General features: G+C 72.6%; 21 protein-coding genes. 16 read left to right on the top strand and 5 right to left on the bottom strand.

The window, feature by feature from the left end; genetic code table 11:
• Positions 1-8: 8 nt before the first annotated feature.
• Positions 9-2,279 carry a helicase C-terminal domain-containing protein gene (locus BLV76_RS11355; RefSeq protein WP_090969227.1) on the bottom strand — a complete coding sequence of 757 codons (2,271 nt, stop codon included), beginning with the start codon at positions 2,277-2,279 and terminating at the stop codon, positions 9-11.
• Between the two features lie 69 nt (positions 2,280-2,348).
• Here BLV76_RS11355 and BLV76_RS11360 point away from each other — a divergent pair, with 69 nt between their 5' ends.
• Genes BLV76_RS11360 through BLV76_RS11375 form a run of 4 tightly spaced genes read left to right on the top strand, consistent with a single transcriptional unit; the run spans position 2,349 to position 5,580 of the window.
• Positions 2,349-3,164, top strand: coding sequence for a PP2C family protein-serine/threonine phosphatase (locus BLV76_RS11360; protein ID WP_090969228.1), 816 nt, complete (start codon positions 2,349-2,351; stop codon positions 3,162-3,164).
• Positions 3,161-4,360 (top strand): FHA domain-containing protein, encoded by a 1,200-nt coding sequence (locus BLV76_RS11365; protein WP_090969229.1) that lies wholly within the window; start codon positions 3,161-3,163, stop codon positions 4,358-4,360. Before BLV76_RS11360 ends, BLV76_RS11365 begins: the two co-directional genes overlap by 4 nt.
• A gap of 9 nt (positions 4,361-4,369) precedes the next feature.
• On the top strand, positions 4,370-5,290 hold the full coding sequence (locus tag BLV76_RS11370; protein ID WP_090969230.1) for an RDD family protein: 921 nt from the start codon (positions 4,370-4,372) through the stop codon (positions 5,288-5,290).
• The gene (locus BLV76_RS11375) at positions 5,260-5,580 is read left to right on the top strand and encodes an FHA domain-containing protein (RefSeq protein WP_139306552.1); all 321 of its coding nucleotides are present in this window, start codon (positions 5,260-5,262) and stop codon (positions 5,578-5,580) included. The genes BLV76_RS11370 and BLV76_RS11375 overlap by 31 nt, the downstream gene beginning before the upstream one ends.
• Positions 5,581-5,688: 108 nt before the next feature.
• On the opposite strand, the gene BLV76_RS11380 is transcribed toward BLV76_RS11375, so the two are convergent.
• A complete protein-coding gene (locus tag BLV76_RS11380) occupies positions 5,689-7,794 on the bottom strand; it encodes a S8 family serine peptidase (protein WP_090969232.1) in 2,106 nt (701 codons plus the stop codon).
• Positions 7,795-8,017: 223 nt separating this feature from the next.
• Between BLV76_RS11380 and BLV76_RS23335 the strand changes: the two genes are divergently transcribed.
• Complete coding sequence (locus BLV76_RS23335) at positions 8,018-8,413, top strand: cold-shock protein (protein WP_090972619.1); 396 nt, start codon at positions 8,018-8,020, stop codon at positions 8,411-8,413.
• A gap of 22 nt (positions 8,414-8,435) precedes the next feature.
• Here the strand turns inward: BLV76_RS23335 and BLV76_RS11390 are convergent, their stop codons facing one another.
• Positions 8,436-9,923, bottom strand: coding sequence for an MFS transporter (locus tag BLV76_RS11390; protein WP_245734637.1), 1,488 nt, complete (start codon positions 9,921-9,923; stop codon positions 8,436-8,438).
• A 99-nt stretch (positions 9,924-10,022) separates the two neighbouring features.
• On the opposite strand from BLV76_RS11390, the gene BLV76_RS11395 reads away from it, so the two are divergent.
• Positions 10,023-10,808, top strand: coding sequence for a DUF3027 domain-containing protein (locus BLV76_RS11395; RefSeq protein WP_090969234.1), 786 nt, complete (start codon positions 10,023-10,025; stop codon positions 10,806-10,808).
• Between the two features lie 13 nt (positions 10,809-10,821).
• Here the strand turns inward: BLV76_RS11395 and BLV76_RS11400 are convergent, their stop codons facing one another.
• Entirely contained in the window at positions 10,822-11,421 is a 600-nt protein-coding gene (locus tag BLV76_RS11400) for a class I SAM-dependent methyltransferase (protein ID WP_217630324.1), read from the bottom strand.
• Positions 11,418-11,714 (bottom strand): DUF2530 domain-containing protein, encoded by a 297-nt coding sequence (locus tag BLV76_RS11405; RefSeq protein ID WP_245734638.1) that lies wholly within the window; start codon positions 11,712-11,714, stop codon positions 11,418-11,420. The genes BLV76_RS11400 and BLV76_RS11405 overlap by 4 nt, the downstream gene beginning before the upstream one ends.
• Positions 11,715-11,784: 70 nt before the next feature.
• Here BLV76_RS11405 and BLV76_RS11410 point away from each other — a divergent pair, with 70 nt between their 5' ends.
• The 10 genes from BLV76_RS11410 to BLV76_RS11455 all read left to right on the top strand — a co-directional run bounded on the left by BLV76_RS11410 (position 11,785) and on the right by BLV76_RS11455 (position 21,867).
• Positions 11,785-13,257, top strand: coding sequence for an NCS2 family permease (locus BLV76_RS11410; protein WP_245734639.1), 1,473 nt, complete (start codon positions 11,785-11,787; stop codon positions 13,255-13,257).
• 172 nt (positions 13,258-13,429) lie between these two features.
• The gene (locus tag BLV76_RS11415; protein WP_245734640.1) at positions 13,430-13,873 is read left to right on the top strand and encodes a MarR family winged helix-turn-helix transcriptional regulator; all 444 of its coding nucleotides are present in this window, start codon (positions 13,430-13,432) and stop codon (positions 13,871-13,873) included.
• A gap of 63 nt (positions 13,874-13,936) precedes the next feature.
• Positions 13,937-15,196 (top strand): MFS transporter, encoded by a 1,260-nt coding sequence (locus BLV76_RS11420; RefSeq protein ID WP_281246180.1) that lies wholly within the window; start codon positions 13,937-13,939, stop codon positions 15,194-15,196.
• A gap of 190 nt (positions 15,197-15,386) precedes the next feature.
• The gene (rpsL, locus tag BLV76_RS11425) at positions 15,387-15,758 is read left to right on the top strand and encodes a 30S ribosomal protein S12 (RefSeq protein ID WP_056906817.1); all 372 of its coding nucleotides are present in this window, start codon (positions 15,387-15,389) and stop codon (positions 15,756-15,758) included.
• A complete protein-coding gene (rpsG, locus tag BLV76_RS11430) occupies positions 15,758-16,228 on the top strand; it encodes a 30S ribosomal protein S7 (protein WP_090969237.1) in 471 nt (156 codons plus the stop codon). Before rpsL ends, rpsG begins: the two co-directional genes overlap by 1 nt.
• Before the next feature lie 74 nt (positions 16,229-16,302).
• Positions 16,303-18,417, top strand: a complete 2,115-nt coding sequence (fusA, locus tag BLV76_RS11435) for an elongation factor G (protein ID WP_090969238.1) — start codon at positions 16,303-16,305, stop codon at positions 18,415-18,417.
• 74 nt (positions 18,418-18,491) lie between these two features.
• Positions 18,492-19,685, top strand: a complete 1,194-nt coding sequence (tuf, locus tag BLV76_RS11440; protein ID WP_090969239.1) for an elongation factor Tu — start codon at positions 18,492-18,494, stop codon at positions 19,683-19,685.
• A gap of 111 nt (positions 19,686-19,796) precedes the next feature.
• Positions 19,797-20,168 (top strand): VOC family protein, encoded by a 372-nt coding sequence (locus tag BLV76_RS11445; RefSeq protein ID WP_090969240.1) that lies wholly within the window; start codon positions 19,797-19,799, stop codon positions 20,166-20,168.
• A 50-nt stretch (positions 20,169-20,218) separates the two neighbouring features.
• The gene (locus BLV76_RS11450; RefSeq protein WP_090969241.1) at positions 20,219-21,286 is read left to right on the top strand and encodes an alpha/beta hydrolase; all 1,068 of its coding nucleotides are present in this window, start codon (positions 20,219-20,221) and stop codon (positions 21,284-21,286) included.
• 5 nt (positions 21,287-21,291) lie between these two features.
• The gene (locus tag BLV76_RS11455) at positions 21,292-21,867 is read left to right on the top strand and encodes a mismatch-specific DNA-glycosylase (RefSeq protein WP_090969242.1); all 576 of its coding nucleotides are present in this window, start codon (positions 21,292-21,294) and stop codon (positions 21,865-21,867) included.
• Positions 21,868-21,872 lie beyond the last annotated feature (5 nt).

The raw sequence follows: 21,872 nt of genomic DNA on the forward strand, positions 1-21,872 counted from the left end.
ACTGGTCCTTACAGCGTGCGGACGCCGGTGATCCGGTGCACCGCGAACTCGCGCACGTCGTCGGCGCGGTGGTCGTACGCCGACAGCCGGCCGCCGTCGAGCCGCCGCGGGTCGACGACGCGCTCGCCGGTGGCTCCGTGGTTGTCGACGTAGCCGATGACCACGGTGGTGCCGGCCTCGATCGCCTCGCGGATGGCGACCAGGGCGGCCGACGGGTTCGTCGTCCCGGTGGTCGTCGCCGGTCGCGACGACTCGGCCCGGTCGCCGGCGCGGATCGCGGTCGCCACCGCGCGGACCTGCGCGGCGGCGCGTGCCTCGACGGCTCCGGCCGGGCGGCGACCGCGGCGGGTGCGGGCGCGGTGGAGGTCGGGTCGGCTGACCCGGACGGTGCCGTCGGCGGCCTCGACGACGGGCGCCGCACCGAGCTCGCGCAGCCGGGGGAGGAGCACGTCGAGCGGGGACGTGGCGATCGCGACGGTCGGGGCGAGCAGGCGCAGGCCGAGGGTGCGGGCGCGCGGGTCGTGCACGAGCGCGGCGAGCGCGGCCTCGTCGTCGGCACGCAGGAAGGCCTCCGCGTGGCCGACCCGGACCGTGCCGAAGGTGCGCGCGACGTCGTCGACGAGGAACTCCAGGGGCTGCGGCACCGGCGTCTGCGACACCGAGCCCAGGAAGTCGCGCACCTCGACCGCCGACCACCCGGCGTCGAAGCCGCGGCGCAGTGATCCCGAGGTGAAGCGGTAGACCGTCGCCCCGCCGCGCGACTCCACGTCGGCGAGGAGGTGGAGCCGGCGGGCCACCTCGGTCTCCAGGGGGCCGGGCGCGACGGCCGTCAGGTCCGCCTGGAGGAGGACGTGGTCCACGGCTCGCGGCAGCTGTGGGTCGATGGCCGCGGCGGCGCCCGGGAGGTCGCCCTCGGCGACCAGCCGACCGCTCGGCGGCAGGCCGCCCGCGCCGCTCACGCCGAGCACCGCGGCCTCGGACAGGGCGGCGGCGACGAGGTCGGCGAAGACCCGCGGGCGGCGCGGCCGGAGCCAGTCGACGCGCTGGACGAGCGAGGCGATCCCGGTGCCCGCCGCGAGCACCTCGCCGTCGGGGAGCCCGGCCAGCTCGGACAGCGCGAGGCGGCGGGCCTCCTCGGCCAGGCCGCTGGAGAGCTCGGGCGCGAGGGCGTTCCACGCCTTGCCGGCCGAGTCGCGGGAGCCGACGAGCGAGGGCATCCGGCTGCTGGCGAGCCAGCCGCCGACCAGCCGGGCCCACCGCTCGGAGATCGGTCGCCCCGACCACACGTCGAACTCCTCGGTCGGCAGCCACGACGGCGTCCCGTCGGCGACGGCCGCCTCGGCGACGAGCCCCGCGGAGAGGGCGACCTCCACGACGAGGGCGGCCTCCGCCTCGTCGACGTGCAGCTCGAGCGCGGCCGCCTTGAGGTCGCGGACGGCGAGGCCGCCGCTGCGCAGCACCGCCGGCGGCGCGACGCCCCAGTGGTCGAGCAGCAGCTCCACGCGTCGTACGACGTCGAAGGCGGCACCGGCCGCGCTCCGGGCGACGAGTGCGGGCTCGCGCGTCGACGTCGCCAGGTCGGACACGTCGTCGACCGGCGCGGTCGTGGTGTGGCCGCCCCGCAGTGCGAGCCCGACCTCGCCGGGCAGGACCACGTTGTCGCCCTCGCGCGGCACGAGCAGGCGTCGGCTCAGCAGCTCCTCGGCGGGGCTGCGGGCGTCGGCGGGGGAGACGGTGCGGCGGGCGGCGCCCGTCGTGCCCTCGCCGCCGTGGTCGTCGACGTGGCGCAGCAGGGCGGTCGCCGCCGGGCTCAGCTCGGCGATCCGGGCCGCGATGTCGGCGGCCGGCGCGGGCTCGGGGCTGGAGGGCCGCAGGCCGCTCGTGATGCCGGGCATGCCGCGCATCGCGTCGGCCACGCCGGTCAGTGCGCGGAGCCCGCCGGGCCCCTCCCAGGCGAGCGCCAGGTCGAGCAGCCGCTGCAGCGCGGCCGTCGTACGACCCTGGTCGGCGTGGACCAGTGAGATCAGGTGCTCCGAAGTGGTTTGACCTGCAACCAGCAGGGCATCTAGGACCGTGAGCTCGAGGCGGTCCAGTCCGTCGAGGGCCCGGTGAATCGACGAGCGAGTGGCGGCCCGCGAGGCCAGCTGCGACGAATCCTGAGGGGCGGGTGTGGCGAGATCCGGTCGGGCCCCGAGCAGCGCCACGAGTCGCTCGTCGGGCCAGCTGCGCAGCTGGTCGGCGAGGGTGCGTGCGGGTGTCGTCCGCGCTGAACTGGACATCCCTCTTACGCTACTCGCCGGGTCGGTACCACCGCCCACGATCTCGACACGGGGCGAAGAGGGCACGGCATGAGGAACGTTGATCTGCACCACGGGGCGGCGAGCGACGTCGGTCTGGTGCGCAAGGTCAACGAGGACTCCTTCCTGGTCGCGCCGCCGGTGTTCGTGGTGGCCGACGGCATGGGCGGCCACTCCGGCGGCGACGTGGCCAGCCAGATGGTGGTCGAGGAGTTCGCGCGGCTCGCGCACTCCTACGACCCGACCCGCGGTGCCGAGCAGGTGGCCGACGCCTTCGCCCGCGCCCAGACCCGCATCGTCGAGTTCGGCAACGCCCACCGCGCGGTCCAGCCCGGCTGGCACGCCGGCACGACCGCGGTCGTCGCGGTCCTGGTCGACGACAACGGCGTGGCCAAGTGGCTGCTCGCCAACCTCGGCGACTCCCGGATCTACCGCATCACCGAGGGCCGCCTCGACCAGGTGAGCGTCGACCACTCGGTGGTGCAGGAGCTCGTCGACGCCGGCCACATCACGCCCGAGGAGGCGGCCGTCCACCCCGAGCGCCACGTCATCACGCGCGCTCTGGGGAGCCCGGGCGGCATCCACCCCGACTTCTTCCTCCTGCCCCTCGGCTCGGTCGAGCGCCTGCTGCTCTGCAGCGACGGCATCTCGGGGATGATCGAGGACAAGGAGATCGAGGACATCCTCGAGACCGTCGCCGACCCGCGCGACGCCGCCGACAAGCTGGTCCGCGCCGCCATCGCCGCCGGGGGTCGCGACAACGCCACGGCGATCGTCGTCGATGTGGTGGGATTGGTGAAGGACGACACCTATGACTCCCAGCGCCAGCTGGAGAGCCTCGAATCGAAGCTGGGGGGACGACTGTGAGCACAGAGGCGAGGTTCGCCGCAGGCGACTGGTACGCCGTCGTGGGTGACGAGGTCACCGTCCTGTTGCCCGGCAGCCAGCGCGGCCGGGTCGCCGCGATCTGGGACCTCGCCGACAGCGGCTCCGGGGCCGACGCCGTCCTCGACGCCCTGCTCGCAGGCGGGCTGTCCTCGCTCGACCACGTCGCGCTCGTCGCCCACGGCGACGACGCCACCCGCCTCATCGTCCGCGGCGCGCCCAGCGCGACGATCTCCACGACCGGCGGGGAGGAGATCGTCTCGGCCGCACCCGGCACTGCCTGGGCCGAGCGCCTCGTCACCGGCGTCACGAGCCTGCGCATCACGCTGACCGGCGACGGGGTGGCCGACCTGCCGCTCACTTCCGGGATCGCCCGGGTCTCCGTCGTCGTGCTCGGTGCCCCGGTCACAGGCGACGCGGCCGCACCCGCGTCCTTCGCCCCCGTCGAGCAGCCCGTCGAGCAGCCGGTGGACGTGCCCGCCGAGGAACCGGTCACGGAGCCGGTCGCGGAGACGGTCGACGAGGAGCCGGTCGTCGAGCAGCCCGAGCCGGTGGCGTACGCCGACCCGCTGTCCGACCCGGTCCCGGGCGAGCCCGTCGCCGCCCCCGGGCTCGTGCCCGGCTTCGTCCCCGAGGCCGCTCCGGTCCCGTCCGCGCCGATGAGCTTCGGCGAGCCGGGCGACGACCCGACCCCGACCGGCGAGACGCCCGTGGTCGAGGAGCCGTGGTCCGAGCACGACGGCCACACCCAGGCCGGCGCGCCGATCCCCGACTTCGTGCGGCCCCCGATCCCCGGCCAGGAGATGGCTCCCGACGTGGTCTCGCAGCCGGTCGCCTCGCTGGTCTTCTCCACCGGTGACGTCGTCCTGGTCGACCGCACCGTGCTGGTCGGCCGCGCGCCCGAGGCACGCCGCTTCGCCTCGCACGACCAGCCCCACGTCGTCTCGGTGCCCAGCCCGCAGCAGGAGATCTCCTCGACGCACCTCGAGATCCGCCCCGGCGCCGGCGCCGACCACGGCTCGGCGATCGCGACCGACCTCGGCTCCACCAACGGCACCGTGCTCGCCCAGCCCGGTCTCGACCCGGAGGAGCTCAAGCCGGGCATCGCGGTCAGCCTGGTCCCGGGCGCCGTCCTCGACCTCGGCGACGGCGTCACCATCCAGGTCACCAACCCCTAGCGACACCCCGTGACCCAGCACCCCCCGCACCCCCAGCACCTGCCGCCCGGTCCGCCGCACGCGATGACCTACCCGGTCGCCCAGCTCGAGCGGCGCTTCACCGCCTTCGCGATCGACCGGCTGCTGGCATGGAGCCTGCTCGCCGCGGTCGGGCTCGTCACCGCGTTCTTCGTCTCCGACGAGCTCTGGACCGTGGTCGGAGCCGTCGCCGGCGCGACCGTCCTGCTCTGGCTGGTGCTCGCGATCGTCCTGGGCGTCAGCGGGACCTCGCCGGGCAAGGCGATGGCCGGGCTCCGCGTCGTCCACCACGGCACCGGCACCCCGATCGGCGTCGGCCCGGCCCTCCTCCGCTCGCTGGTGCTCGGCATCGCGGGCCTGCCCACCTTCGGCATCGGCGTCGCCACCCTCGCGTGGACCGCGGTCGAGGACCGCGGCCGCCAGCGTCGCGGCTGGCACGACCACCTGACCCACACCGTCGTGGTCGACGTACGTCCCGTGGTGGAGGTGGCCGCCGAGGTCGACGAGGGGCCGCGCCACATCGTGAACCTCACCGCCATGCGCCTCATCCCGGCGCCTGCCGTCGAGGTGCCCCGCACGCCGGAGCGCTCCGAGCAGTCGATGCGCCGCCAGCCGCTGCCGGCCGACGTCGCCGCACCGCCCGCGCCGGCATCCATGCCGCACGCTCCGACGCCGCAGGCACCGGTGCCCCAGCAACCGGTGCAGCCGACCCCGGGTCAGCCCCATCCGCAGGCCCACTCGCAGCCGCCCGCGCAGCCGGTGGCCCAGCAGGCGCCCCCCAGCAGGCGCCACCCCAGCAGGCGCCCCCCCAGCAGGCGCCGCCGCAGTGGTCGCCGCCTCCGCAGGCCCAGCGACCGCCGCCGGTGGCCGCGCGCTGGCGGGTGCACTTCGACAACGGCGAGAGCTTCGTGATCGCCGGCCTGGCGCTCGTCGGCCGCCGGCCCGAGGCGCGGGCGGGGGAGCAGGTCGCCCACCTCATCCCGCTGCAGTCGGCCGACATGTCGGTCTCCAAGACCCACGCCCAGTTCGGCCCGGCCTCCGACGGCACGATCGTCGTGATGGACCGCGGCTCCACCAACGGCACGACCCTGGTCCGGCAGGGCGTCTCCCGGCAGCTCGCCCCGGGCAAGCCCGCCGCCCTCGTCGACGGCGACAAGGTCGTCTACGGCGACCGTGAGATGACGATCAGGCGCGAGGCGTAGGCAGTCGGCCGCCTGCCGGCCCGCTGCGGACCGCCCGTGGGGCGCGCCCGGGTCAACGGGTCGGGGTCAGCGGGTCAGGGTCAGCGGGTCAGGGCCAGCGGGTCGGGGTCAGCGGGTCAGGGCCACCGGGACCCTGATGACGCCTCCGCGGGCGCCGAGCCAGACGAGCTCGCCGTCGTCGAGGCGCCCCGGGGTGCCGGGGCCGGAGACGGTGATGGTGAAGCGCGCGGTCTCGCCCGGCGCCAGTCGTACGGCGAGGGGCTGCACGCGCACCCGGTGCGAGGTGAAGCCGCGAGCCGTGACGGAGAAGTACTCGGCGCGGGTGCCGATGTTGGTCAGCGTGCGGACCGCCGTCGTCTGCCGCGACGACAGCAGCAGCGAGCTGGCGTTGAGGTCGGCCAGGCTGTGGGAGCGCAGCGCGCGACGCCACGCACCCGGATCCACGTCGAGCGCGAGGTGGGCGGTCGGCACCCGGCCGGGAAGTGCGCCGGCCCCCTGCTGGAGGGCCGACGAGCCGCGGATCGGCCGCGCGGCGGTGACGACCAGCGACCGGACGATCGCGGCGGAGTAGTCCGGGTGGGCGGACCGGACGAGTGCGGCGAGGCCGCTCGCGTGGGCCGTGGCGGCGGAGCTCCCGCTGAAGACGCCCCAGCCGCGACCGGTCGAGTCGGGCAGCGCACCGAGGACGGCGTCGCCGTCGGCCACCGCGTCGGGCTTGAGCACGCCACCGCGCGGGTCGCCGGACGCGCTCCACGGTGCCGTACGACGGGTGCCGGGGTCGCCGGTGACCCGGGACATCCGGACCCGGGTGTCGGGGTGGCGCGAGGCCCAGCGGACGAGCTCGCGGCCGGCTGCGACGGCGAGGTGCACGGTCGGCACGGCGTGGAAGTCGGCGCTCACGGCGCCGGGGCGCCGGTTGACCAGGACCATCGCCCGGCCGCCGGCCTGCGCGACGGCGTCGGACTTGTCGATGCGGCCGATGCCGCCGCGACGGCACACCACGATGCGGTCGGCGACCTGGCGCGGGTCGAGGGCGCCGGGTCGGCACTGGGCCGCCGCGCGGCGAGTGGCACCGGGTGCGGCGGCGTCAGGGGCCAGCACGACGCGCCCCCTCACGTCGACGGGTCGCCCGCCGCCGGTCCACGACCGGCCGCCGGGCAGGGTGATCCGCCCGCGTGACATCCGGCCGACGGCGGCACCGACCGTGGTGACCCACGGCGCCGCGTGGGCGGCGTACGCCGACCCGGAGGAGTTGCCGGACGCACCGACCACGACGACGTCGGCCTCCGCGGCACCGAGGAGCGCGCGCTGGAGGGTGTCGATGCCCTCGCCGCCGGCCAGTGCCAGGCTCAGCACGTCGACGTCGTCAGCGACCGCGGCGTCGACCGCGCTGACCACGTCGGCGGTGGAGCAGCCGTCCCCCGACGGGTCGGGCGCGCCCCAGCAGGCCTTGTAGGCGGCGATCCGCGCCTGCGGCGCGACGCCGCCGAACTGGCCGGCGTCACGGTCGTCGACCCGCACGGTGACGCCGGCGTTGCCGGCCGCGACGGACGCGACCTGGGTGCCGTGGCCGAGGTCGTCGAGCGCCGAGAGGGTCTCCGAGGTGCGGATCCGGTCGGCGCCGAAGCCGTTGACGAACCAGCGGGCACCGACGACCTTGCGGGTGCAGTCCTCGACCGTCCAGCCCTCGCCCTCGACGCACTCGCCGGTGAAGTCGCGGGGTGCGGCGCCGAGGCCGGGCACGGCGGCGAAGGCGGGGGAGCCCGGGGCGATGCCGGAGTCGACCACGCCGATCACCACGCCGGCGCCGCCCCTCAGCCGCGGCGAACGAGCGGCACCGCGGACGGCGGCGAACGACGTACGTCCGGCGAGCGGGCGGACCTCGTCGGCCTCGATGGCAGCCACGCCGGGCTGGTCGTCGAGCGCGTGGACCTGGGCGTCGGTGAGGGGTGCGGCGAAGCCGTTGAGGGCGGTGGTCCAGCGGTAGGTGGGCTCGCTGGCGCCGATCGCACCGAGCACGGCGTCCTGGCGGGCGAGCAGCTCGGAGGCATCAGCCCGGCCGGCGGCGGTGCCGGCGCCCTGGAGGGTCACGAGCGTCAGCGTCGCGGGTGACGTGGGCGTCGCCTCGGCCACTGCGAGACCGGCGGCGGGGAGGGTCGCGGCAAGCACGAGCACGCCGCAGCCGAGGAAGCGCCCCACTGCTCGTGCACCCATGGTGCGTCACCCACCTCGTCGTCCGTACTGGCCTGCTGCTGGTTCCCGCCGCGTCCGGCGGGGCCCCACGAGTGGTCCATCGTCCCAGCAGTCACGGCGCGGGGCAAAGGGCGGTCGGCAGAACCCGTTGGTGGCGGCTCGTCCCCGCGCCCTATCCTTTGCGCGCCGACTGCACCGAGCGGGTGCCGGCACTCGTGACTGACCGACCTGAGTGGAGTGGACCGTGCCCAGTGGCAAGGTGAAGTGGTTCGACGCGGAGAAGGGCTTCGGCTTCCTGTCCCAGGAGAGCGGCCCGGACGTCTACGTGCACTCCGACGCCCTGCCCGAGGGCGTCACCACCCTCAAGGCCGGCACCAAGGTCGAGTTCGGCATCGCCCAGGGCCGCCGCGGCGACCAGGCGCTCCAGGTGCGCGTCCTCGACGCGCCCGCCTCCGTCACGCGCAACCAGCGCAACGCGCAGCGCAAGCAGCCCGAGGCGATGGTCACGATCGTGGAGGACCTCATCAAGATGCTCGAGGGCGTCGAGGAGACCTACCGCCGCGGGCGCCACCCCGAGCGGGCCGCCGGCCGCGGCACCGCCAAGGTGCTGCGCGCGCTCGCCGACGAGCTCGACATCTAGGCACTCCGGGGCTGGTACGCCGTCAGGTCCGGGCAGGTGCCTGCGCACCCCGTGCCGGCCGGCTGACCAGGACGAAGGTCGCCCAGAGGCCGAGCGCGCCCGCGGCGATGCCGAGCCCGAGCTGCGGCATCAACGGCATCGCGATGCCGATGAACCCGCCGATGACCCACGCCAGCTGCAGCGTGGTGTCGGAACGGGCGAAGGCGCTCGCCTGGATCCGGCTGGGGATGTCGCGCTGGATCGTGGAGTCGAGCGACAGCTTCGCCAGCGACTGCGCCAGCCCCGCGGTGAGGCCGAGCAGCACCAGCGGGACGAGCCCGTAGAACAGGGCGGCGACCGTCGCGACGACGGCGTCGGCGAGCAGGGCGAGCACCACGGTGACGGCCGGGTTGAGCTTGCGCAGCAGCGACCCGATGGTGATGCCGAGCGTGTTGCCCAGCCCCGCGGCGCCGATCACGAGACCGAGCAGGACCTCGGGCCGCCAGTCGCCGATCGGGTTCTCGCGCAGCAGGAACGCCATGAACATGGTGAGGAAGCCCGAGAGCCAGCGCGGCCCGCAGTTGGCCCGCAGCGCGAAGGCGACCGCGGCCGGGATGCGGGTGCGCGACCGCTTGCCGGTCGTCGTCGGCTCGGACTCCTCGCCGCCGAGGACGAGGTCGCCCTCGCCGTGGCTGGCGTCGACCTTCTCGGGCAGCCGGATCGCCCAGATCGTGGCGATCACGAAGATGACGAACGCGTAGCGCAGCGACCACTCGGGGCCGAACGTCGAGGCGAGCACCGCGAGCGGCGCGGAGACCCCGGCGCCGACGACGCCCGCGAGCGAGACGCGCGCGTTGGCCTTCACCAGCGTGAGGTCGCGCGGCACGAGCCGGGGCACGGCTGCGGCGCGCGTCACGCCGTAGGCCTTGGACGCGACGAGCACGCCGAGCGCCGCCGGGAACAGCCAGTAGGACTCGGTGGCGACCGCCGTGGCGAGCACCCAGCAGAGGAAGCCGCGGATCGCCATCGTCGAGCCGACGGCCCAGCGGCGGCCGTGGCTGAACTTGTCGAGGAACGGCCCGATCAGCGGCGCGACGATCGCGAACGGGAGCATCGTGATGCCGAGGAAGAGGGCGACCTGGCCGCGGGCCTCGCCGGTCGGAACCTGGAAGAACAGGGTCCCGGCGAGCGAGATCGCCACGGCCGCGTCGCCCGCGGCGTTGAAGGCGTGCAGCTCGATCAGCCGCGAGAGGCCCGAGTCGCCGGCGCCCTCCGCCCGGGCGGCGCGACGGGCCTGCCGCACGGCGTACTGGCCGGCGGTGCCGGCACCGTGGCCGACGGTGCGCGCACCCCGCCCCGCGGCGCGGACGCCGCGCGCGGCGCCCGACAGCGAGCGGCGCACGGCACCGCTGGGGTGTCCGGCGATCGGCTCCGTCGGCTCGCCGCCGCGCTGGTCGGCGTGCTCCCGGTCGTACCCCCGGTCGTGCCCCTGGTCCTGCCCCGGGACGGGGTGGGGGTGCTCGGAGGTCACGTGCACCATCTTGTCCTACCCACCCGACAGCGCGGGTCAGGACGGTCCGGGTGGGACGTCGACGGGACAGGATGACGGGGCGTTTGCGAGGATGCACCTGTGATTGCTCTCCCCACCCGTGCCGGCAAGCCGGACTCGACCCTCGCCAAGGCCATCGACCTGGCGCGCGAGGTCGTCCTCGAAGTCGCCGAGCCCGGTGAGCTGGGCGAGCACCTCGGCGTCCACGCCGAGGGCGAGCGCCTCGTGACCCACCACTTCGCGTGCGTCCGTGCGGGCTACCCCGGGTGGTACTGGTCGGTGACCATCACCCGCGCCAAGCGCGGCAAGGAGCTGACCGTCAACGAGGTCGTGCTGCTGCCCGGCGACGAGGCGATCGTGGCCCCGCCGTGGGTGCCCTACAAGGAGCGGATCCAGCCCGGCGACCTCTCGCCCGGCGACCTGCTCCCCGTCGAGGACGAGGACGCGCGCCTCGTGCCGACCTACCTCGTCGGCGACGACCCGCTCGACACGCCGCTCGACGGCGACGCGAAGGCGCAGGTGCGCCGCGTGGCCGAGGACCTCGGTCTCGGCCGGGTGCGCACCCTCAGCCGTGAGGGCCTGGACATGGCGGCCGAGCGCTGGCACGACGGCACCGGCGGCCCCGAGGCCCCCCTCGCGAAGAGCGCGCCCGACCACTGCTTCTCCTGCGGCTTCCTGGTCCGCCTCAACGGGTCGCTGTCCACGCGGTTCGGCGTCTGCGCCAACGGCAACGCCAACGACGACGGCCGGGTCGTCACCCTCGACCACGGCTGCGGGGCGCACTCCGAGGTCAAGCTCGCCCGCAAGCAGCAGCCGCTGCCGATGCCCGAGCACGTGCTCGACACGCTGACCGACGACGAGGTCTGAGGAGTCGCGGGCCTCAGCCCGCGGCCAGCACCCAGACGGCGTACTCGTCGTGGGGCTCGTGCAGCTCGTAGCTGCCGAACCGGTGCACCACCCGCAGCCCGGCTACGGCGACGTCGGCGACGAACTCGTCGGCCGGGTAGGTCCGGCTCCCGGTCTTCACGGCGGTCAGGTGGAAGCCGACGACCGCGCGGCCGCCGGGCGCGAGCAGGTCGCGGACCCGCTCCAGGACGGCGACCTCGGTGTCCTCGCCGAGGTAGATCATCACGTTGCCGACCACCACGACGAGGTCGAAGGCACCGACCTCGGCCGGGTCGAGGGCGAGGGCCTCGTGGGGGAGCACGGCGAGGTCGGCGTACGTCGACTCCGACTGCGCGCGCAGCGCCGGGTCGGGCTCGGTCGCGACGACGTCGTGACCGCGGGCCTTCAGCGCCGCCGAGACGCGACCCATGCCCGACCCGATGTCGAGGATCCGGGCGCCCCGTGGGGCGAGCGCGTCGACGAACCGGGCCTCACCGTCGACGTCCGCGCCGTTGGCGACCTGCGTGGCGAAGTGCTGGCCGTAGCCGCGGTTGTCCTCGCCGGTCAGCTCCCAGCGGGTCCTGGGCAGGGTCACCGGTGTGCTCCGCCGCTGGACTGTGCGGCGCGCTCCTTGCGGCGACGCCGGCAGTACTCCAGGCCGCAGAGGCCGAGGCCGAAGCCCGCGAGGCAGGTCCAGAGCCACCAGGTGCGGCCGTTGTCCTGCAGCGTGCTCCAGAAGGGGAGCAGGCCGAGGAAGCCGAGGAACCACAGGGCGGTGCCGACCTCGGTGGTGCGCACGCCGTCGACGTCGAGGGGCTCGACCTGAGCCACGATGTAGGTGCGGTTGCCGATCTCGTGCTGCGTCGGCTGCTCGTCGCCCAGGTCCACGATCGTCACGCTACACGCGCGACACGGCACGAAACACGGCCGTAGCAAGGTTCTGCCACACTGCGGTTCCGTGAGTGACACCAAGACTGCGCCGGCAGCCGGCCTCGACGGATTCTTCAAGATCAGCGAGCGGGGATCGACCGTCGGTCGCGAGCTCCGCGGCGGCCTGGTCACCTTCCTCACGATGGCCTACATCATCGTGCTCAACCCGCTGATCCTCGGCTTCGTGCCCGACTCGACCGGCGCATTCCTCGGCGGCGGCGCCGAGCCCGGCAGCGGCATCCCGGCGATCGCGGCGGGCACGGCGCTGGTGGCCGGCGTGCTGACGATCCTGATGGGCGGCTACGCCAACTTCCCGCTCGCCCTGGCCACCGGGCTGGGCCTCAACGCCTTCGTGGCGAACTCGATCGCGCGCCAGTCGACCTGGGGCGCGGCGATGGGCCTGGTCGTCCTCGAGGGCGTCCTGATCCTCGTCCTGGTGCTCACCGGCTTCCGCAAGGCGGTCTTCCACGCGGTGCCGCAGCAGCTCAAGGTCGCGATCTCGGTCGGCATCGGCCTCTTCATCGCGCTCATCGGCTTCGTCGACGCCCGCGTCGTCACCCGCATCCCCGACGCGTTCCAGACCACCGTCCCCGTGCAGCTCGGCGGCGACGGCCACCTCGGCGGCTGGCCGGTGCTGGTCTTCGTCCTCGGACTCGCGCTGGTCATCTCCCTGTGGGTGCGGAAGGTCCGCGGCGCGATCCTGATCTCGATCGTCGCCACGACCGTGGTCGCCGTCATCGTCGAGGCGGTCGGCGACATCGGCGCCTCGTCGGCGGACAACCCGAAGGGCTGGTCGCTCAGCGTGCCGACCCTCAGCGGCGACGTCGTCGGGCTGCCGCACTTCGACACCCTCGGCGGCTTCGACCTCTTCGGTGCGTTCGGCAGCGCCGGTACCGGCACCCTTGCCGCCCTGCTCCTGGTCTTCTCGCTCCTGCTCGCCGACTTCTTCGACACGATGGGCACGATGACGGCCATCGGCGCCGAGGCCGGGCTCAACGACGAGGAGGGCATCCCGCCGAGCGCGCAGAGGATCCTGGTGGTCGACTCCGTCGCCGCCATCGCCGGTGGCGCGGCCGGCGTCTCGTCCAACACGTCCTACATCGAGAGTGCCTCCGGCGTCGGCGAGGGAGCCCGGACCGGGCTGGCGTCGGTCGCGACCGGGGTGCTGTTCCTGCTCGCCACGTTCTTCACGCCGCTGGTCGCCGCGATCCCGTCCGAGGCCGCGGTCCCGGCGCTCGTGCTGGTCGGCTTCCTGATGATGCAGCAGGTCACCGAGATCGACTGGCGCGACCTCGAGGTGGCGATCCCCGCCTTCCTCACCGTCGTGCTGATGCCGTTCACCTACTCCATCTCGGTGGGCATCGGCGCCGGCTTCGTGGCCTACGTCTTCATCAAGGCCGTCGTCGGCAAGGCCCGCGACGTCCACCCCCTGATGTGGGTCGTCGCCGCCCTCTTCGTCGTCTACTTCGCCTACACGCCGATCAGCGGCTGGCTGTCCTGACCGCCTGAGCGAGCTTCTCTTCCTCTGGGTTTCCCCGCATCTGCGGGGAAACCCGGACTTCGACGTGCTTGCACAGCACCAGAAGCTCGAGACTCGCCCACGAGGTTCGGGCACGGAACCCTGCCCACGCACCGTGGAATAGTTAGCACAGGTAATGAGTTATGCTAACGACATGCCGACCGCCGACCTCCGCACCGACGCCGGGCTCGCCTCCGAGCTCCGGGGCGGCGTCATGCGCCTGCGCCGCCGCCTGATGAGCGAGCGCCACCCCGACAACGACCTGAGCATCAGCCAGATGGTCGTCCTGGGCCTGCTGGTGCGCCTCGGCGACCAGACGGTGGGCGAGCTGGCCCGCGCCGAGCGCGTGCAGCCCCCGTCGATGACCCGCACGGTCAACTGCCTGGAGGAGGACGGCTTCGTCGTACGTCGTCCGCACGAGACCGACGGCCGCCAGGTCGTCGTGACCCTGACCGACGCGGGGCGCGCCGCGGTCCTGGCCGACCGCCAGCGCCGTGACGCCTGGCTCTCGCGGCAGCTCGAGGGCCTCACCGACGCCGAGCGAGCCACCCTCCGCGACGCGGCGCCGATCCTGGCCCAGCTCGCCATCAACGACTGAGCTCCACCGACCACCCGACCGCTGACCACCCGAGGAGTCACCACGAGTCCCACCTTCCGCTCCCTGGCCAACCCGAACTACCGCCGCTACGCCGCCGGTGGTGTCGTGTCCAACACCGGCACCTGGATGCAGCGCGTCGCCCAGGACTGGCTCGTCCTCCAGCTCGCCGCCGGCTCCGGCGCGACTGCGCTCGGCATCACGACCGGCCTGCAGTTCCTGCCCTTCCTGCTGCTGACGCCCTTCGCCGGCCTCGTCGCCGACCGGATGCCCAAGCACCGCCTGCTCCAGCTGACCAACATCGGCATGGCCGTGCCCGCCGGGATCCTCGGCATCCTGGCCGTCACCGGGGTGGCGCAGGTCTGGCACGTCTACGTCCTGGCGCTCATCCTCGGCGCGGCCTCGGCCTTCGACGCCCCGGCGCGCCAGTCCTTCGTCAGCGAGCTCGTCGACCCCGTCGACCTCACCAACGCCGTCGGCCTCAACTCGGCCAGCTTCAACGCCGCCCGCCTCGTCGGCCCCGGCCTCGCCGGCCTGCTCATCGCCGCGTTCGGCGGGGGAGCGGTCGCGACCGGCTGGGTCATCCTGCTCAACGCGGTGTCGTACGCCGCTCCCATCTGGTCGCTGCGCCACCTCGACGTCAGCCGGATCGACGCCGCCACGCCCGTCAGCCGGGGACCCGGTGCGATCCGTGAGGGCCTCGCCTACGTCAGGGCACGCCCCGACCTGATGCTGGTGCTCGGCCTGGTGTTCTTCGCCGGCACCTTCGGCCTCAACTTCCAGATCACCTCCGCGCTGATGGCGACCGAGGTCTTCGCCAAGGGTCCCGAGGAGTTCGGCCTGCTCGGCACGGTCCTGGCGATCGGCTCGTTGACCGGCGCCCTCCTCGCCGCGCGGCGCACGCAGGTGCGCCACCGCCTCGTCGTGGGTGCAGCCCTGGCGTTCGGCGTCTCGGTCGTGCTGTCGGGCCTGATGCCGTCCTACCTCGCCTTCGCCGTCTGGGCCCCGGTCACCGGGTTCCTGGCGCTCACCATGATCACCGCTGCCAACACCTACATGCAGCTGCACACCGATGCGGGCGTCCGCGGCCGCGTGATGGCGCTCTACATGATGATCTTCATGGGCGGCACCCCGCTCGGCGCGCCCATCATCGGCTGGATCGGGCACGAGTACGGCGCACGCTGGACGCTGGTCGGCGGCGGCCTCATGACGATTGCCGGGGTTGCGTTGTCTGCGATCATGTACCTGAGGCTCCAGAGGGCCCGCCACCAGCGGGCTGACGAGGTCGCCGAACCGGTCGTGGAGACGGCCTCTGCGGCGTTTTGACCCTGTCGTAGCGCCCGAGTAGCCTCAATCCTTGTGTCTGGCACGTCCAGACCCCTGCCCATGCTCAGAGTCGCGGCCCGTCCGGGACGCACCAGACCCGCTGGCATCAGGCACACCGCACGAACGCTCGAACCCCGAGTCCGGCACCGCGCCGGTCCGTGATGAGAAGACAGAGAGAGGGAACCACCCGGTGCCCACCATCAACCAGCTGGTCCGCAAGGGCCGCCAGGACAAGGTGTCCAAGAACAAGACGCCTGCCCTGAAGGGATCCCCGCAGCGCCGTGGCGTCTGCACCCGCGTCTACACGACCACCCCGAAGAAGCCGAACTCCGCCCTCCGCAAGGTCGCCCGCGTGCGCCTGAGCAGTGGCGTCGAGGTCACCGCCTACATCCCGGGTGTCGGTCACAACCTGCAGGAGCACTCGATCGTGCTCGTGCGCGGCGGCCGTGTGAAGGACCTTCCCGGTGTCCGCTACAAGATCATCCGCGGCTCGCTCGACACCCAGGGTGTCAAGAACCGCAAGCAGGCCCGTAGCCGCTACGGCGCGAAGAAGGAGAAGTAATGCCTCGCAAGGGTCCCGCTCCCAAGCGCCCGCTCGTCGTCGACCCCGTCTACGGCTCGCAGCTGGTCACGCAGCTCGTCAGCAAGGTCCTGCAGGACGGCAAGAAGGCCGTCGCGCAGCGCATCGTCTACACCGCCCTCGAGGGCTGCCGCGAGAAGACCGGCACCGACCCCGTCGTCACGCTCAAGCGTGCGATGGACAACGTGAAGCCGGCCATCGAGGTCAAGTCCCGCCGCGTCGGTGGTGCGACCTACCAGGTCCCCGTCGAGGTCAAGGCCAACCGCTCCACCACGCTGGCCCTGCGCTGGCTCGTGGGCTACGCCCAGGACCGTCGCGAGAAGACCATGTCCGAGCGCCTCATGAACGAGATCCTCGACGCCAGCAACGGCCTCGGTGCCGCTGTGAAGAAGCGCGAGGACACCCACAAGATGGCCGAGTCCAACAAGGCCTTCGCCCACTACCGCTGGTGACCGGTGCGGGGCTCCGGTGACGGAGCCCCGCCCCCACCACACCCACCTACTCTTACGAGGGACTGAGACTTTCAGTGGCTGTCGACATCACCACCGACCTCAAGCAGGTCCGCAACATCGGCATCATGGCGCACATCGACGCCGGCAAGACCACCACCACCGAGCGCATCCTCTTCTACACCGGCATCACCTACAAGATCGGTGAGGTCCACGAGGGCGCGGCCACGATGGACTGGATGGAGCAGGAGCAGGAGCGCGGCATCACCATCACGTCCGCCGCGACGACCTGCTGGTGGAAGAAGCACCAGATCAACATCATCGACACGCCCGGCCACGTCGACTTCACCGTCGAGGTCGAGCGCTCGCTGCGCGTCCTCGACGGCGCCGTCGCCGTCTTCGACGGTGTCGCCGGTGTCGAGCCGCAGTCCCAGACGGTGTGGCGCCAGGCCAACAAGTACGCCGTGCCGCGCATGTGCTTCATCAACAAGCTCGACCGCACGGGTGCCGACTTCTACAAGTGCGTCGACTCCATCGTCGAGCGCCTGCACGCCACCCCGCTGGTGCTGCAGCTCCCGATCGGTGCCGAGTCCGACTTCATCGGCGTCGTCGACCTGGTCGAGATGCACGCCAAGGTGTGGCGCGGCGAGACCGAGATGGGTGAGGACTACACCATCGAGGAGATCCCCGCCGACCTCGCCGACAAGGCCGCCGAGTACCGCGAGAAGCTCGTGGAGACGCTGGCCGAGGCCGACGACGACATCATGGAGGTCTACCTCGAGGACGGCGACACGTTCGACGTGCCGACCCTCAAGGCCGCCATCCGTCGCGCGACCCTCGCCGACAAGCTCAACCCGATCCTCACCGGCACCGCGTTCAAGAACAAGGGCGTCCAGCCCCTGCTCGACGCCGTCGTCGACTACCTGCCCTCGCCGCTCGACGTCGACGCGATCGTGGGCCACAAGCCCAACGACGAGGACGTCGAGATCCTGCGCAAGCCGAGCGACGACGAGCCCTTCTCGGGCCTGGCGTTCAAGATTGCCTCGGACCCGCACCTCGGCAAGCTGATCTACGTCCGGGTCTACTCCGGCAAGCTCGAGGCCGGCTCGACCGTGGTCAACTCGGTCAACGGCCGCAAGGAGCGGATCGGCAAGGTCTACCAGATGCACGCCAACAAGCGTGAGGAGATCGCGTCGGTCGGCGCCGGCCAGATCGTGGCGGTCATGGGTCTGAAGGACACCAAGACCGGCCACACCCTGTCCGACCCGACCCAGCAGGTCGTCCTCGAGTCGATGACGTTCCCGGCCCCGGTGATCGAGGTCGCGATCGAGCCCAAGACCAAGGGTGACCAGGAGAAGCTCGGCACCGCGATCCAGCGGCTCACCGAGGAGGACCCGACCTTCACCGTCAAGACCGACGAGGAGACCGGCCAGACCATCATCGCCGGCATGGGCGAGCTCCACCTCGAGGTCTTCGTCGACCGCATGAAGCGCGAGTTCAAGGTCGAGGCCACCGTCGGCAAGCCGCAGGTCGCCTACCGCGAGACCATCCGCCGCAAGGTGGAGAACTACTCCTACACCCACAAGAAGCAGACCGGTGGCTCGGGCCAGTTCGCCAAGATCGTCATCTCGATCGAGCCGAACATCGACCCCGAGACCGGCACCGGCGCGGGCTACGAGTTCGTGAACGCCGTCAGCGGCGGTCGCGTCCCGAAGGAGTACATCCCCTCGGTCGACCAGGGTGCCCAGGAGGCGCTGCAGTTCGGCATCAAGGCCGGGTTCCCGATGGTCGACGTCAAGGTCACCCTCGAGGACGGCGCCTACCACGACGTCGACTCCTCCGAGCTCGCGTTCAAGATCGCCGGCATCCAGGCGTTCAAGGAGGCCGCGCAGAAGGCCCAGGCCGTCCTGCTCGAGCCGATGTTCGCCGTCGAGGTGACCACCCCCGAGGGCTTCCTCGGCACGGTCATCGGCGACATCAACTCCCGCCGGGGCCAGATCCAGGCACAGGAGGAGCGTCACGGCGACCTGGTCGTCAGCGCCCTCGTGCCGCTGTCAGAGATGTTCGGGTACGTTGGCGACCTGAGGTCCAAGACCTCCGGTCAGGCGTCGTACTCGATGGAGTTCGACTCGTACGCCGAGGTTCCCACGAACATCGCCGACGAGATCGTGAAGAAGGTCCGCGGCGAGTGATCGCTGCCGGATCCTCGGCACCCAGCTACACCCCACACCCACGAGTCACGTAACAACAATCAGGAGGAGCCCCAGTGGCTAAGGCGAAGTTCGAGCGGACCAAGCCGCACGTCAACATCGGCACCATCGGTCACATCGACCACGGCAAGACGACGCTGACCGCGGCGATCACCAAGGTGCTGCACGACAAGCACCCGGACCTCAACGAGGCTTCGGCGTTCGACCAGATCGACAAGGCTCCCGAGGAGCGCCAGCGCGGCATCACGATCTCGATCGCGCACGTCGAGTACCAGACCGAGGTTCGCCACTACGCGCACGTCGACTGCCCCGGTCACGCCGACTACATCAAGAACATGATCACCGGCGCGGCCCAGATGGACGGCGCGATCCTCGTGGTCGCCGCCACCGACGGCCCGATGCCGCAGACCCGTGAGCACGTGCTGCTCGCGCGCCAGGTCGGCGTCCCCGCCCTGGTGGTCGCGCTCAACAAGTGCGACATGGTCGACGACGAGGAGCTCATCGAGCTCGTCGAGATGGAGGTGCGCGAGCTCCTCTCCGAGTACGAGTTCCCGGGCGACGACATCCCCGTCGTGCGCGTGGCGGCCTTCCCGGCCCTCAACGGCGACGCCAAGTGGGGCGAGTCGATCGTCGAGCTCATGCAGGCCGTGGACGACTACATCCCGACCCCGGAGCGCGAGACCGACAAGCCGTTCCTCATGCCCGTCGAGGACGTCTTCACGATCACCGGTCGTGGCACCGTCATCACCGGTCGCATCGAGCGCGGCATCGTCAAGGTCAACGAGGAGGTCGAGATCATCGGCATCCGCGAGGGCTCGCAGAAGAGCACCGTCACCGGTGTCGAGATGTTCCGCAAGCTCCTCGACGAGGGCCAGGCGGGCGAGAACGTCGGTCTGCTCCTCCGTGGCACGAAGCGCGAGGACGTGGAGCGCGGCATGGTCGTGATCAAGCCGGGCACGACCACCCCGCACACGAACTTCGAGGCCTCGGTCTACATCCTCTCGAAGGACGAGGGCGGCCGTCACACGCCGTTCTTCAACAACTACCGCCCGCAGTTCTACTTCCGTACGACTGACGTGACCGGTGTTGTGACCCTTCCCGAGGGCACCGAGATGGTCATGCCGGGTGACAACACCGAGATGTCGGTCGAGCTCATCCAGCCCATCGCGATGGACGAGGGCCTGCGCTTCGCCATCCGCGAGGGTGGCCGCACGGTCGGCGCCGGCCGCGTCGTCAAGATCACCAAGTGATCTGAGCGCCTGAGGGCGCACGAGCACCACACCGAGACCCCGTCTCCCGCAAGGGAGGCGGGGTCTCGTGCTGCTCGACCGGTGTCGGTGGCCGCGGCTACGGTCGGGGCCATGACCCTGAGCATCGGCATGATCACGATCGACACCCCGGCGGCCACGCCGCTCGCAGCCTGGTGGGCCGAGCGCTTCGGTGCCGAGGTGGTGCAGGACTTCGGCGGCGAGTTCCTCATCGTCGCCGGCGGCGGCCTCCCCGCGCTGCTGGGCTTCCAGCAGGTCGACGACGCCACCCCGGGCAAGAACCGGGTCCACCTCGACCTCGCGGCCCCCGACCTCGACGCGGCGGTGGACGAGCTGGTCGCAGCAGGCGCGGGACTGGTCGAGCGTCGCGGCGACGACGACTTCCGCTGGGTGACCCTCACCGACCCCGACGGCAACCAGTTCTGCGTCTCGAGCCGCCACGACGCCGAGCAGGCCCTCACCTGAGCGCAGGCCCCGTCGCGCCCGCCCGGGCCCGGGTGGCAGGATCACCGGCCATGGATGCCCAGGCTCTCGAGTCCACCGTCTCCCGCGCCGTGGTCAAGGTGTTCGGCCGCGCGCCCGACCGTCTCCAGACCCTGGTGGGCGGGCGCCGGGTCAACCGGGCAGGCGCGGTCCTCGAGCCCGAGGTGGCGGCGGCCCTGCGCCTGCTCGACGCCCTCCCGGAGAGCGACTACGCGTCCCTGACGCCCGCGGCTGCCCGGCTGCGGGTGGACGGGGAGGCCGGCCTCTTCGGCGGTCACGGGCCGCAGATGGCGCTCGTGGAGGACGTCGAGATCCCCACCTTCGCGGGCGGCATCACCGCACGCCGCTACCTCGCCCACCGCGACGACGCCGACCGGCTGCTCGTCTACTTCCACGGCGGCGGGTTCGTCGTCGGGTCCCTCGACAGCCACGACGTGCTGTGCCGGTTCATCGCCGCCCACGCCGGCGTCTCGGTGCTCGCCGTCGACTACCGGCTCGCCCCCGAGCACCCCTTCCCCGCGGCGCTCGACGACGCCCGCGCGGCGTTCATGTTCGCCGCCTCGAAGGCTGCTGCCTGGGGCCACGACGTCCACCGCATCGGGGTCGGGGGCGACAGCGCCGGTGGCAACATCTCGGCCGTGCTCTGCCAGGACCTGTCCGGTGCCCAGGTCCACCCGGCCTTCCAGCTGCTGCTCTACCCGGTGACCGACACGAGCCGTCAGAGCGCGTCCTACCGCGAGTTCGCCGAGGGCCACTACCTCACCGAGAAGCAGATGGACTGGTACACCGAGCGCTACCTCGGCGACGCCGACCGCACCGACCCGCGGGTCTCGCCCCTCCTCGCCGAGGACCTGACCGGCCTGCCGCCCGCCTACGTCGCCACCGCCGGCTTCGACCCGCTGCGCGACGAGGGCGAGGCCTACGCCCGGCGCCTGGCGGAGGCCGGCGTACCCGTCGCGCTGCGGCGCCACGACAGCCTGATCCACGCCTTCGCCAGCACGACCGGCGTCGGCCGCTCGGGTCGGGAGGCGGTGCTCGAGGCCTGCGGCGCGATCCGGATGGGGCTCGGGGCCGGACTGCGGCGCCACGCCCCGATCTGACGGCCATGGGGTTCACCAGGGCCGAGCTCGAGTCCTTCCGCGACACCGAGGTGCCCGACCTGCTGCCGCCGCCCGACCAGCCGCTGCGGCTGCTGTTCGTCGGCATCAACCCGGGACTGTGGACCGCGGCGACGCAGACCCACTTCGCCCATCCCGGCAACCGGTTCTACCCGGCGCTGCTGCGTGCCGGGATCCTCACCACGCCGATCGACCCGGCCGCCGGGATGACCGACGCCGACCGCGAGGCGTTGCGTTCGCGAGGGATCGGCATCACGAACGTCGCCGCGCGAGCCACCGCCCGGGCCGACGAGCTGACCCGTGACGAGCTCCGCGAGGGAGGCGCCCGACTGGTGGAGCTGGTGGCCGAGCGCACCCCGCGCGTGGTCGCGGTCGCGGGCATCACGGCGTACCGGTCGGCGTTCGGCGCCCGGAAGGCGACGGTCGGCGAGCAGCCCGAGCCGTGGGGCACCTCGCGCGTCTTCGTCGTGCCCAACCCGTCGGGCCTCAACGCCCACGAGACCGTCGACTCGCTCGCGGACGCCTACGCCGGTGCGGCGCGGGCCGCCGGCGTGCTCGGCTGAACCGG

This window comes from Nocardioides exalbidus, from assembly GCF_900105585.1.
GTDB lineage: Bacteria > Actinomycetota > Actinomycetes > Propionibacteriales > Nocardioidaceae > Nocardioides > Nocardioides exalbidus.